This window comes from Butyrivibrio sp. WCD2001, from assembly GCF_000424485.1.
Lineage (GTDB): Bacteria > Bacillota > Clostridia > Lachnospirales > Lachnospiraceae > Butyrivibrio.
Window position 1 is genome coordinate 247882 of the sequence record NZ_AUJZ01000006.1, and the last position, 12015, is coordinate 259896.

Here is a 12015-nt window from a genome sequence, read left to right on the forward strand (position 1 = left end):
CAATATTAGTGCATATGTGAGGCTTGTTTTTTTATGTGTTATTTTATGTAAAAAACAAGTTGACAAATATGATTGAAAGATTTATATTGAATATACATTCAATGAATATTAATTCAACAAAACAGGAGATCAATTATGGGTATGCAGAAAAAAGTAGTAATAATCGGTGGGGGAATTGCAGGACTTTCTGCAGGTATTTATGCAAGACTTGCAGGTTTTGAAGCAGAAATATATGAGAAGAATTCCACACCCGGCGGAGAATGCACAGGATGGAACAGAGAAGGCTTTCATATAGATAACTGTATTCACTGGCTCACAGGAACCAAGAAGGGAACAGAGTTGTACGACGTATGGGAGACTGTCGGAGCCATTTCGGATAATACTAAGTACGTTCATCTCGAGTCCTTTTATACCTCATGTCTTGGTGGACAAAAGGCGACACTCTGGGCAGATCTTGAGAGAACAAGAAGAGAGCTTACAGAGCTTTCTCCGGAAGATGCTGATGAAATAAATAAATTTATCGAATATGTGGAATACTCCAAGCAATGTCAGGTTCCGGCAGATAAACCGATGGACATGTTCAGCATCGGAGATTACATCAGACTTGGAAAATCCATGGGCGATTTTATGAAGGTTATCAAGGATCTTGGGCAGGAATCTCTGGAAGACTACAGCAAACGCTTCAAGTCTCCCTTGATTCAGAAGCTTATGTGTGATTATCTTCCCAAGGAATACAGTGCAGAATCACTGTTTGTATCCTATGCATCCATCGCTGATGGTAACGGTGACATACCAATGGGGGCATCTCTGGAGATGTCGATTCGAATGGAGAAGAGATACAAGGAGCTTGGCGGCAAGATCTACTATAACAAGGCTGTAGACAGGATTCTGGTTGAGAAAAGGCGTGCCGCTGCTATGATTCTTGACGACGGAATGAAGGTAACCGGCGATTATTTCATAGCAACCGTTGATACAAATCTTCTGTTTGGCAAAATGATCGACAGCAAGTATATACCAAAAGCACTGAAAAAAGCATACGATAACCGCGAAGCATTTCCTGTCACAAGCGGATTCCAGGTTGCGTATACCGTAAATAAGGATTTTAATCCCGGAGAAACCGTATTTATCGATATTGAGCCTCTTAAGATTGGCGCAAGAACGTTAGACCGTATGTATGTCAAAGTGTATGGTTATGATCCGAAGTTTGTGAAGGATGGAAAACAGGTACTTCAGACCAGCTTTTTCCAGAGCGATGCCGATTTTGAATACTGGAAGAGCCTTCCCAAAGAGGAATATAAAGAAGTTAAGGAAGCTTTGGTGAAAGAGGTAACTGAGAGATTAGAGGCCGGATATCCCGAGCTCAAAGGCAATCTCCACGTCCTTGATTCCTGGACTCCGCTCACTTATGAGAGATACTGCAATGCATATCATGGAAGTTACATGAGCTTTATCTCGACAGGTAACGGAATACCGTTTAGAGTAAAAGGAGACATAAAGGGCATAAAGAATCTCTGTTTTGCAGGTCAGTGGAACAGTTCACCGGGAGGACTCCCGATAGCTGTGACAAACGGCAAGTTTGCTATTCAGAGAATTTGTAAAAACAAGGGATATTTTAAAGGGGAAGCCAATGACAAGAGAAGAACAGAAGGAAGAACGCAGGAAAGCAATACTTATGACAGCTCTGACGCTCTTCGTGGAAAAAGGGTATCATGAGACCAAAGTTGCGGATATTGCGGCTGCGGTTCCAATGAGCACCGGCCTGATGTTTCACTATTTCAAATCAAAAGAAGAGCTCTTAATGGCTCTCGTCGTAATGGGGAAAGAGTTTACAGGGGCAACAGCTCCTGTCGAGGGAATCCCTGCAGACATATTCCTAAAAGGGATGCTGGATGAACTATTTCTCTATGCTAAAAAGGATGCATACGTAGCAAATATGTTTGTCCTGATGGCACAGGCCAGACGTGCCGGAATGCCGGAAGACGTGCGCAAATTGGCGAATTCGGTGGAAGCCATCAACAATACGGCAAAGATTATAAAAAACGGCCAAAAAGCCGGGATATTCAGAAAGGGCGATCCTAAACTGCTGGCGCTTTGCTTCTGGTCTGCATTTCAGGGAATAATGGAAGAGATGACCATGGACAGGGCGCTTGACACTCCGGATTCAGAATGGCTTATGGCTATACTCAGACCCTGATTGCATTACAAAAAGAGCTGATCGTTCAGCTCTTTTCTGCATTAATATGAAATTCAGCCTCCCTGACCCATAACAACCGTTCCGTTTCCGTCTTCGTCATAAACGGTTCTGATGGGAGTGGGGCCGGTGAATCCCGGATATTCATCCCTTATTTTCAGCACATTTCCTGAGATAAAAAAGTTCTTGTACTCATAGTAATACACAAATCGGTCCAGGAACTCAGAAGTGTTAGCAGAATACTTCACCCCGTCTATATATGCAGTAGTTTCGCGCTCACCCAAATAGAATATAGTGATGGGCAGAAACGCATAAAACATGCCTAAAACAATTGTTGCAGTAGTTGCTATATAGGCAAGTCTTCGGGCCTTTTTATTATTCTGTCGTCTGATAAGCTGAATAATTCCAACGATAATCCCTATAACAGCCAGGGTTACAACTACCTGGATCACAAAGAATCTGAATCGCAGTTTATGAGCTTGCAGCAAGTCATTAAGTATCTTAAATACGGCAATCAAAATCAATGTTTCAAACAATATATGTCTCTTCATCCACGTTTTCACAGCATTTCCTCCGTTTATCATTATATAATATATACAGTTTATGCCGCGGTTTCGTTGCAAAGATTATGAACTTTTAATTTGTAAATTCCCCCCGACAGTTTTACAATGATAAATAATATGTGTATCAATTAAGTACAAAGACCGGATAAGAGGGGGATCTTATGAGGGTATTAGTTGTAATTGACATGCAGAAAAAGTATCTTAGCGGATACGATGAGAAGCTTTTATCGAACATTAACTACGAGATAAAACTGGCTCATGAAGAGGAAGACGTTCCAATCTTCTATGTGAAAAACGTAGGCCTCACCGGGAACAGAGACGGATACGACCTCTCGGATGAGCTTCTCATGGTTTCGGATCTGGTTTTTGAAAAGAAGAGTCCGAGTGCATTTTCATCAAAAGCCTTTTCACAAAAACTGAAAGGGCTCAAAGCAACGGAGCTTGAGATTGTAGGAGTTGACGGCACCTCCTGCGTCGCTAAAACGGCGATGGATGCCGCAAAACTCGGATATAAGACGGAAATAGTAAGAAAGTGCGTAGGAGCACGAAATGAAAAAGTGTATGAGAAAACACTTAAAAAGCTTGAGGATGCAGGAATAAATATCTTGTGATTTTTAGTATTATTGCACAAAATTATCATCATTATTCCGTCATCCAACATCAGCATTCTGATATTTTGGACATGAATATAATATCCTCCTTTTTTGATAATGCCTATTATTATCAAAAAAGGAGGTGTTTGTTTTTATGGGAAAGAAACTAGTTTCACTTGTTTTGGGGACTGTGCTGACAATCGGAGGACTTCTTGCTTCTGCAATGCCGGTCACAGCTGCAAGTGCCTGGGGAGGCACTCACGACGGGATGGCATTTGATTATCACGACAGCAGCCAGTTTGAGATGTCAAGCTGGAGCAACGGCGGGATGTTTGACTGCACCTGGTCACCAAATAATGTATCCTTTGCAAACGGCCAGATGAAGCTTACTATCGACAGAAACTGGCAAGGATACACGGGAGGAGAGTACAGAACAAAGAAATACTACGGATACGGGCTGTTCCAGGTTAATATGAAACCCATTAAGAACTCAGGCGTTGTATCTTCTTTCTTTACCTACACAGGTGAGAGTGATGGTACAAAATGGGATGAGATCGATATAGAATTTCTTGGATATGACACCACGAAAGTCCAGTTTAACTATTACACAAACGGACAGGGTAACCACGAATACTTGTACAACCTTGGATTTGATGCATCACAGAGTTTCCATACCTATGGTTTTGACTGGAATGCCGGAAGCATCACCTGGTATGTGGATGGCAAGGCTGTATACACTGCAACAAGGGATATCCCGAACACTCCCGGAAAAATCATGATGAACGTATGGCCAGGAACAGGAGTGGACAACTGGCTTAGACACTACGATGGAAGAACCGGGATAAGTGCTTACTATGACTGGGCTTCCTATGATGCTCACACAGGAAGTTCGAACAACAGTAGCAGCAATAACAATAATAGTAACAACAATAACAGCAATAATAACAGTAGTTATCAGCCTGCACCTTCACAGTCATCCAATATCGGTAATAATGCCGGATCAGGTGCAATGTTTGACAGTTCTAAGGCATACAAGCTCATAAACTCCGGAAGCTGCCTTTCACTGGATGTTCAGGGCAACAGAAGGGACAACGGCACCAATATCCTTCAGTATCCCTTCAGGGGAAATGCTAATCAGAAGTGGTACTTCGTAAAAGAAGGCGATTATTACATCATTAAATCTGCTTCAACAGGTAAAGTTCTCACAGTCCAGGATTCAGCAACATGGGACGGGGGAAACGTATGTCAGTGGGATTATTATGGCAGCAACAGCCAGAAGTGGGAGATTTACCCGGCTGCAAATAACACCTACAAGATCATAAATCACAACAGTGGGAAGTGCCTTAACATCGCCTACGGTAGTAATGACGCTAACGCAAATGTCGAGCAGTATAAGGACGTATCCAGCAGCTATGAGATGTGGTGGATTGATGTTGCAAACTAATTAAAATAGATACGGTATATGGGAATCGATTTAGAAAAACTTAAAGAAAAGTATTCAAAGAATAAACCCACTTTTTCGTTATCAGAGTTAATGCTATGCATATCACTAATCATAATAGGCTGCGCATTGTTTCTTGCCATGCCTGATAGTATGGGTATTTTAGGCTGGATATTGTTTGTAGCAGGCACTTTCCTGAATGTTGTGGGAGTATTCAGACTTGCTGCAATGGTACCGGAGGTAAAGAGTGATCTGGGCAGCAAAATAGCAACAGTGGCATCGCTCTTTGCTTCAGTTTTCATACAGTTCATCGGACTTTTGTATTTATATAAGAGCGGCGGAACAGGGAAAGGAGCTGCCATCGCCACGCTTGCACTATGTATCAGCCTTGGACTGGTCATATATGCTGTTGATTTTGAAGATGAGAGACATCAGAAAAAGATAAAAATAGCATGTGCGATCATCACGATTTTTCTTACTGCTATAGCTATCTTTCTTAATTTCAGGGATGATTTTTCTACTGCCAGTGTCTCCGTGGGAACAATACTTCTGATAGAAGCGGTGATAACCGGTAGAATTGGATTTTTATCACAAAAATAGAAAACAATAATGCCCCGCAACCTCAGTAATAATCTGGGGTACGGGGCGTTGCTGCGTTTGATGCTTTTTTAGTTGATGTTAAAGTCTAGTAGGTATAGATTTTTTTTACTTTTATGCCTGCTTTATTAAGAAGTTTCTTAACCTTTTTTCCATATTTCATATCATTGGTTGAGCGTATGTTAAGAATGGTCTTGGTTCCTTTCTTAAATGCATTCTTATCAATTGATTTGATGCAAGAGCCGGTTATGCCAAGATACCTGATTTTTTTTGACTTTGAGAAGGCATTTTTTTCTATCTTCTGAAGCTTATTTCCATGAATATGCACATAGGTGAGTTTACGGCAGTTTGAAAATGCACCTTGCGGGATCTTCTGTACCCCGGTTTTTTCGTCAATAATGAGTACATATATCAGCTTATCGTCCTTGAAAGCGTTCTTTGCTATTTCCGTGCACTGGAAGTCCTTGAATCCGTCTTCTCCTTCAGATACGCGCAAACTAGCATTGGAAATACCTATTACTGTTTGGGAAGTGTCATTTTCTTTTGCCCTTCCGATTGCTTTTGTTGTCCCATAATACTCTCCGGATGAGCCGATAGACGTGATTTCATATAGCACGCCACCAAATTCAAATGTATCACCGGCTTGGTCATAAAGCGGAGTGCCGGTATCCATCATGGTTTTTGCATTTGCGGGGAAAGAGCCATGACAAAGAGCAAAGGCAATCACTGCAATAATGCTGAATAGGATCATTCTTTTTTTGTCCATATTTATCCCTCTCATATAACAGAAAATGATTAGTATATATCTGATTATACGGTTTATACTTTTCTTGTTAAACGAATACCAGATGTTTTAATAGAAATTTAATGAACCAAAGAATGCAGTTATTATGTGGGGAGGCATGTGTGTGGCAGGAGCGATACAATAAGGACAAATAGAATTATTCGGGCTCTGAAGCAGTAATGCTTTAGAGCTCAATTTATGTATAATAGAGATTGAAAGTTCAAAATTATCTTAAAGTATAAAGAACAAAATAGTTAACAACATAATGTTGAGGGAAAACCGATGTTTTATTTGATTAAGGAAATGCTGGAAGAAGTTACAGCAGAAGAGATAAAGAACGCAAAAGATCAGTATGTTGCAATTCTTACATTTGAGGAATGGAGGAATTGTAGTGGCATATTTGATATGGGAATTGATATGGATATAGAAGATAAAGATATCCTGACTACAAAGGCAGAGGTGAATTATGACTCACTTACAGGTTCATTTGTAATTCCTGACAGAACCAACATGTCAGGAGAGAGTAGCAGATTTGCCTTTGCTCTTGATGAAAAGGGAATCGTATTTATCGATGATTCCGGTGCTGCAGCAAAACTGATAAAAAGGATTAAAAACACTAAGAAATGGCGTATGCCTTCGCTTGAGAGATTTCTTTACGATTTTCTTGACCAGATTGTGAAGGATGATCTACGACTCATGGAACGTTATGACAAAGAGCTTGATGCCATGGAAAATGCCATACTTAATGAAGATGAAAAAATTGCGTCCGGCAGAGTTAATGAGATAAGGAGTAATATCAGGGATCTTCGGATTCATTACGAGCAACTTATGGATTTAGGGCAGGAGTTTGAAGAAAATGAGAACAGCTTTTTCAAGCAGGAAAATATCAGATATTTCAGGCTGTTTCTTAATAGAATGGACAGGTTGCATGATACTTCAACAGCAATCAGGGACTATACCATGCAGATTAGGGATCTTTACAAGGCCCATCTTGATATAAAACAGAATAGGATAATGACTGTGCTTACAGTAGTTACAACAATATTTCTTCCTTTGACGCTTATAGTTGGATGGTATGGAATGAATTTTAGATATATGCCTGAGCTTGAATGGAGATGGGGATATCCTGTGGTTATTGCGATTAGCATTTTAATAGTACTGGTCAGTCTACTATTTTTCAGGAAAAAGAAGTGGCTATAAACAGGAATAAAGGCATATGAATGGCAGGAGGGAGTCATCATCCGCAAAGCGGATTTTAGGATGTTAATATTTCAGTATAACTACGCAAGGAAATAAATATGAATATTTTATTGGAAACAGACAGATTAAAAATAACAGAAATGACAATGGATATGGCGATGGATGTCCATAAAAACTCACTGGATGAGGACATTAGAAGATTCGTCCCTGATGAAGTTTTTGAGACACTTGAAGATGCCAAGGAAACTATAGAGTTCATAATGTCACAGTATAATTCTACTGAAGCACCTCTTATCTATGCACTGATTACAAAGGAAGAAGGGACGAATATCGGTTATGTGCAGCTAGTCCCAATCGATGATGGAAAATGGGAAATTGACAGTTCGCAAAGCTAAAATCCGGAAAATATGCAACAAATATCGATGAAGAATTGTATTACAGATGAGGCCCAACTCACATATACTAAAATAGCTTAGTTTGGGGATAACTTGGAGGTTTGTATGAAAATTTTTGAGAAAACAAAAAGGGGATTCCGTAATATCTTTTCGCATCATCCTGTGTCTATCGTATTATTTATGGTGGCAACGCTGTTAAATGTTATTTTTTATGGTGATAGCTTTGATCTAAGTTCTAATGTGCAGAAGGTTCTGTATTGCTGCTGTAGTGTTTTAGTTGCAGCGTCTATCAGTGCTCTATTGTGTGAGAATATCCATCTTTATCACCAGGAAAAGAGTGTAAAAAGGATAATTCTCTATGTTGTTATTATGGCTGCCGGCATAGTGACAGCGCTTATTGATGCTATCAATTATGAGACTGATTTAGTTAGAATCCTGTATGACATTACTCATCTTACAGCCAGAGGCTTTATGAGTGGTCTTTTTGTGACTCTCATTGTTCTTTATCTTTGCCTTATTATCTTTTTCTTTTACAAAAAGAGTGGTGAAACCTTTGAAATGTATGTTGCCAAGGCTTTCTGCGGAATTATGAAGTCTGAGCTTTTATACGTTATTCTGGCTATTGGTTCACTTTTTATTACTGTATTCTTTGGTGTACTTATCTTTGAAGATTGGGACTCTGATACTATTATGAGAGTTCAGCTTTTGCCTTTGGGTTTTGTTGCTTACCCTTGTGCAATTGCAGGTTTATCCGATACTGAAGATGATATCAGCAAGTTAGGTAAGGCAATCCTTAATTATGTATTTGTATCCATTATTTCAATTGCCTATTTGATAATCTATCTCTATATCATTAAGATCATTATTCAAAGGTCATTGCCTTCTGATGAGGTGTTTGAGATTCTTGCCGTACTCTTTGTTTTTGGTATAGGAATCTGGACAATGGCTTATGGCTGCGCAGAGGGACTGTTCAAGAAGATAGCAGGTCTTTTGCCATTTCTGTATATTCCATTTATTATTCTTCAGGTAATATGCATGTTCATCAGAATAGATGATTATGGTTTTACTACAATCAGATACCTGGAGATTATGTTTATTGTGTTTGAGGTTATTTACTTTGCACTTTATACCATCAGATTTTTTGGCAAAAAAGATATCGCCTATTGTGCGCTGTTTGCGATTGCTTCTCTTGTGATGGTGATATTTATATCTCCATTTGCCAATGCAAGAAATGTGGTTACTCTTTCCCGGAAATCTGAGATAGAAGAGTTTGTAGCGCTTGGTGATAATGCTACAGTTTTCGATGAAATGCAGGCCAAAGAAGCTTACAAAGTAATCTCAAAAGAAGGCGGAAGCATTGGTCAGAATTATCTAAAGGGAAAACTGACCCGGGACCAGATAGTTCTTTTATCTAAGGGGAGAGACGGGAGAGAAGATATTGATTTTTTCCAGATAGATGTAAGACTGAATGGTCGTGTTAATTCATTTGATGTAAGTAGTTATGACGAGTTTTACATTATCTACCAGAACTATGGCAAGTCATATCTTAACAGACAAAAATATTACAGTGATAATGAAAGACCGGTAATAGACCCATCTAAGCTGCTTGTTTATGTGCCGGATACTGAAGAGATGTTGACTACACTTGATCTTGAGGATGTTGCGTATGCTCTTATTGAAAAGGATAAAGAAGGCGCGTCAATTGATGAACTCAGAGCTATTGTTCCAAAAGAGATAACAACCAAAGAAGGATATAAGTTTATACCAACATCAATCCGCGTTGATGGTGCGATAACAGAAGAGACAACTATACACTATATGAGTTTTGGTGGATATTTTCTTAGATAATTAACTCGGAACGTACTAATCTGGATGACAAATAAGTTGATTTTTTTGTTTCGGGGATATACAATGTATATACAAAGGAGGCGCTGATCATGCAAGCTCAAGTTAAAACATGGGGAAATAGTCAGGGAATTAGAATACCAAAAGAGGTACTTCAGGAAGCGGCTATTTCAGTTGATGATGTTCTTGATGTAAAGGTATCTAATGGCATGATAATGCTTGTTAAACCATTTAGACATAGAACACTGGAAGAACGTGCTGCAGAGTATGGTGGGCAGCTCCATTTAGATGGCGAATTTGACTGGGGTGAATCGGTAGGAAGAGAGATTTGGGAATGAAGGAAGAATTGCATCAGGGGGATATACTTAAGATTGAACATATCAAGAAACCGGTTCTTATTGTGAGTAAGGATTTCTTTAATCAGACTTATGAGATAATCGGATGCCCTATTTTTGAAAAAGGGGAAGCAGGACCTTTACATATATATATCGAAACTGAAGACGTAGAAGGTTATGTGCAATGTGAAAAAATGGCACTCCTTGATTTGAATATCAGGGGTTATTCAAAGATTGATAGGATACATTATCCTGACATTATAAATATCACAGACGCTATCCAAGGAATCTTTGACTACATCTGAAAATGAATCAACATGGAGTCAGTGAGATTTCTTTAGTAGGAATATATTAGCAGTGTATGATTCGGATTATGGATTGTACGCTGCTTTTACTATGTATATAATAACTCATGAATTTAATAATATTGGACTAGACACACCTTGTCCGGTGCAAAAATACGGCATTTCTCGCTTTGTGTCGTGGTAATACGTGGACAGGTTTCATATACTCCAATTATCCAAGGAGAGGAGGAAATCAATTATTGGATCAGCAAAAAGCAGGAAGATTTTTAAAAGAATTAAGACATGAAAAGGAAATGACCCAGGAACAGCTTGCACAGGTTTTTAATGTAAGCTCCAGAACCATATCACGATGGGAGAATGGAACCAATCTACCGGACATTTCTTTACTGGTTGAGATTGCGGATTTCTACGATGTGGATGTCAGAGAAATAATTGAAGGAGAAAGAAAAAGCGAGATGATGGATAAGGAAGTAAGAGATGTGGCCACTAAGATGGCTGATTATGCTAATGAAGAAAAGGGAAAGCTCCTTAGAAGTATACAGATAATAAGTTTTGCAGGGGTATTGGTTTTATTATTATCCATTGTGCTACAAACTGCAGCCAGTGATGAGCAGTACCCACCTAATTATGAAGCGTTATTTACATCGTTTATAGCCCTGATCATAATGGGGGTTATCACTTTATATGTTACAGGGTTATTGGAAAAGATAGTTAAGCATAAAAAGCTGGTTCTTTTCATGAAAATAGCCACTGTGGCCGGGATGATCATTGGCTTTTGGCGAGTGATTGTATTATATGTAATCATTGGAATTTTGTGTGTAGGCTTTCACTTGGCGCCAATTGAAGAATATGACGACATCACCCATTATAATGAATATATGTCTTTTTCCAGAAATGAAGCTCCGTTTAAGGATGAAGAAAACAAATGGACCAAGCTTGGAATGGATGAACATATCTGGCCATATAAGATTACAGATGATATGAATGTGGCGGATTTCAAAATGGTTTATTATAATCCTTGGGATGCGCAGTACCTTGGATATCTGGTTGTAGATTATTCAGCCGATGACTATGCAGAAGAAGTAAAGAGGCTTAGAGAGTACGAGTCTACTGAATACGTAGGATATTACTGCGTTAAAGAGGAAAAAACCTATGACCTTCTTGCAGTAAACGCAGATTCTTATCATGGATTTGTATATGCCCTCACTGATGGTAACGGCAGAATAATATATGGCGAGCAGTTGTTTTGCAACTACTTCATGGATCTTAAGTATGAAAAATATATCCCTACAGAGTATTTACTGGATGGATTTGATGCAACTACCAAGTCAGATTATTATAAAAAGATGCTTGGGGACGAGTAAGTTATATCGGAACGTGAACAATCGGTGTAAGACCAAACAAAAAAACAGACTTCATATATTCAAAATCTGTCCTTTTGTTTGGGCTTCAGACCGATTTTCATCTGAGTGAACTAAGTCGCGGAGGCCACGGGTTCAATCCCGCGAAACGCTCCGCTGGAGATTATTGATGTATCAGCGAGAAAACTCCTTCCGACATAGTCGGTGGGGATGAATTGCTGGCCCTCAGCGTTTCGCTTTGCTGTATCGTCCTGTTCTTTCATATTTTCTTTTGTGGTCATCCGTGCGCTGGCTTTCTATATATTTTTTCACTGTTTCAAGTGAAACTGATCCGGTTGTGGCGCAAAAATAGCTCCTGCTCCAGAAAAGAGCATCTCCCCACAGAAATTTTTCTATATGTTCACG

Annotated in this window: 14 protein-coding genes; 11 read left to right on the forward strand and 3 right to left on the reverse strand. The window is 39.3% G+C overall.

Features of this window, described 5'->3' with window-relative positions; all coding sequences use genetic code 11:
* The first annotated feature begins 141 nt into the window (after nucleotides 1-141).
* Both G630_RS0107730 and G630_RS0107735 read left to right on the forward strand, forming a co-directional pair.
* Nucleotides 142-1713, forward strand: a complete 1572-nt coding sequence (locus G630_RS0107730) for a phytoene desaturase family protein (protein ID WP_044958968.1) — start codon at nucleotides 142-144, stop codon at nucleotides 1711-1713.
* A complete protein-coding gene (locus tag G630_RS0107735) occupies nucleotides 1628-2194 on the forward strand; it encodes a TetR/AcrR family transcriptional regulator (RefSeq protein WP_026498246.1) in 567 nt (188 codons plus the stop codon). The genes G630_RS0107730 and G630_RS0107735 overlap by 86 nt, the downstream gene beginning before the upstream one ends.
* A 53-nt stretch (nucleotides 2195-2247) precedes the next feature.
* Here the strand turns inward: G630_RS0107735 and G630_RS0107740 are convergent, their stop codons facing one another.
* Nucleotides 2248-2754, reverse strand: coding sequence for a hypothetical protein (locus tag G630_RS0107740; RefSeq protein ID WP_155831953.1), 507 nt, complete (start codon nucleotides 2752-2754; stop codon nucleotides 2248-2250).
* A gap of 161 nt (nucleotides 2755-2915) precedes the next feature.
* Between G630_RS0107740 and G630_RS23470 the strand changes: the two genes are divergently transcribed.
* The 3 genes from G630_RS23470 (at nucleotide 2916) to G630_RS0107755 (ending at nucleotide 5388) form a co-directional block, all read left to right on the forward strand.
* Entirely contained in the window at nucleotides 2916-3365 is a 450-nt protein-coding gene (locus G630_RS23470) for a cysteine hydrolase family protein (RefSeq protein WP_022762949.1), read from the forward strand.
* A 136-nt stretch (nucleotides 3366-3501) separates the two neighbouring features.
* The gene (gene bglS / locus G630_RS25705) at nucleotides 3502-4791 is read left to right on the forward strand and encodes a beta-glucanase (RefSeq protein WP_044958922.1); all 1290 of its coding nucleotides are present in this window, start codon (nucleotides 3502-3504) and stop codon (nucleotides 4789-4791) included.
* Between the two features lie 18 nt (nucleotides 4792-4809).
* On the forward strand, nucleotides 4810-5388 hold the full coding sequence (locus G630_RS0107755) for a hypothetical protein (RefSeq protein WP_026498248.1): 579 nt from the start codon (nucleotides 4810-4812) through the stop codon (nucleotides 5386-5388).
* 85 nt (nucleotides 5389-5473) lie between these two features.
* Here the strand turns inward: G630_RS0107755 and G630_RS0107760 are convergent, their stop codons facing one another.
* Complete coding sequence (locus tag G630_RS0107760) at nucleotides 5474-6151, reverse strand: leucine-rich repeat protein (protein WP_026498249.1); 678 nt, start codon at nucleotides 6149-6151, stop codon at nucleotides 5474-5476.
* 300 nt (nucleotides 6152-6451) lie between these two features.
* Here G630_RS0107760 and G630_RS0107765 point away from each other — a divergent pair, with 300 nt between their 5' ends.
* The 6 genes from G630_RS0107765 (at nucleotide 6452) to G630_RS23475 (ending at nucleotide 11613) form a co-directional block, all read left to right on the forward strand.
* Complete coding sequence (locus G630_RS0107765; RefSeq protein WP_026498250.1) at nucleotides 6452-7369, forward strand: magnesium transporter CorA family protein; 918 nt, start codon at nucleotides 6452-6454, stop codon at nucleotides 7367-7369.
* 98 nt (nucleotides 7370-7467) lie between these two features.
* Nucleotides 7468-7764, forward strand: coding sequence for a GNAT family N-acetyltransferase (locus G630_RS0107770; RefSeq protein ID WP_026498251.1), 297 nt, complete (start codon nucleotides 7468-7470; stop codon nucleotides 7762-7764).
* 105 nt (nucleotides 7765-7869) lie between these two features.
* Nucleotides 7870-9612 carry a DUF4153 domain-containing protein gene (locus G630_RS0107775; RefSeq protein ID WP_026498252.1) on the forward strand — a complete coding sequence of 581 codons (1743 nt, stop codon included), beginning with the start codon at nucleotides 7870-7872 and terminating at the stop codon, nucleotides 9610-9612.
* Between the two features lie 89 nt (nucleotides 9613-9701).
* On the forward strand, nucleotides 9702-9947 hold the full coding sequence (locus G630_RS0107780; RefSeq protein ID WP_026498253.1) for an AbrB/MazE/SpoVT family DNA-binding domain-containing protein: 246 nt from the start codon (nucleotides 9702-9704) through the stop codon (nucleotides 9945-9947).
* On the forward strand, nucleotides 9944-10249 hold the full coding sequence (locus G630_RS0107785) for a type II toxin-antitoxin system PemK/MazF family toxin (protein WP_026498254.1): 306 nt from the start codon (nucleotides 9944-9946) through the stop codon (nucleotides 10247-10249). The genes G630_RS0107780 and G630_RS0107785 overlap by 4 nt, the downstream gene beginning before the upstream one ends.
* A gap of 239 nt (nucleotides 10250-10488) precedes the next feature.
* Nucleotides 10489-11613: a helix-turn-helix domain-containing protein gene (locus tag G630_RS23475; RefSeq protein ID WP_049946141.1), complete on the forward strand. Its 1125-nt coding sequence runs from the start codon at nucleotides 10489-10491 to the stop codon at nucleotides 11611-11613.
* A 222-nt stretch (nucleotides 11614-11835) separates the two neighbouring features.
* On the opposite strand, the gene G630_RS0107795 is transcribed toward G630_RS23475, so the two are convergent.
* The coding region (locus G630_RS0107795; RefSeq protein WP_026498255.1) for a transposase at nucleotides 11836-12015 on the reverse strand (180 nt) is incomplete at its 5' end.

What these genes read in the sequence shown, in the direction of transcription:
- G630_RS0107780 (WP_026498253.1), top strand. Translation starts at nt 9,702, where the DNA reads ATGCAAGCTCAAGTTAAAACATGGGGAAATAGTCAGGGAATTAGAATA.
- bglS (WP_044958922.1), top strand. Translation starts at nt 3,502, where the DNA reads ATGGGAAAGAAACTAGTTTCACTTGTTTTGGGGACTGTGCTGACAATC.
- G630_RS0107775 (WP_026498252.1), top strand. Translation starts at nt 7,870, where the DNA reads ATGAAAATTTTTGAGAAAACAAAAAGGGGATTCCGTAATATCTTTTCG.
- G630_RS0107755 (WP_026498248.1), top strand. Translation starts at nt 4,810, where the DNA reads ATGGGAATCGATTTAGAAAAACTTAAAGAAAAGTATTCAAAGAATAAA.
- G630_RS23470 (WP_022762949.1), top strand. Translation starts at nt 2,916, where the DNA reads ATGAGGGTATTAGTTGTAATTGACATGCAGAAAAAGTATCTTAGCGGA.
- G630_RS0107765 (WP_026498250.1), top strand. Translation starts at nt 6,452, where the DNA reads ATGTTTTATTTGATTAAGGAAATGCTGGAAGAAGTTACAGCAGAAGAG.
- G630_RS0107760 (WP_026498249.1), bottom strand. Translation starts at nt 6,151, where the DNA reads ATGGACAAAAAAAGAATGATCCTATTCAGCATTATTGCAGTGATTGCC.
- G630_RS0107785 (WP_026498254.1), top strand. Translation starts at nt 9,944, where the DNA reads ATGAAGGAAGAATTGCATCAGGGGGATATACTTAAGATTGAACATATC.
- G630_RS0107730 (WP_044958968.1), top strand. Translation starts at nt 142, where the DNA reads ATGCAGAAAAAAGTAGTAATAATCGGTGGGGGAATTGCAGGACTTTCT.
- G630_RS0107735 (WP_026498246.1), top strand. Translation starts at nt 1,628, where the DNA reads ATGACAAGAGAAGAACAGAAGGAAGAACGCAGGAAAGCAATACTTATG.
- G630_RS0107770 (WP_026498251.1), top strand. Translation starts at nt 7,468, where the DNA reads ATGAATATTTTATTGGAAACAGACAGATTAAAAATAACAGAAATGACA.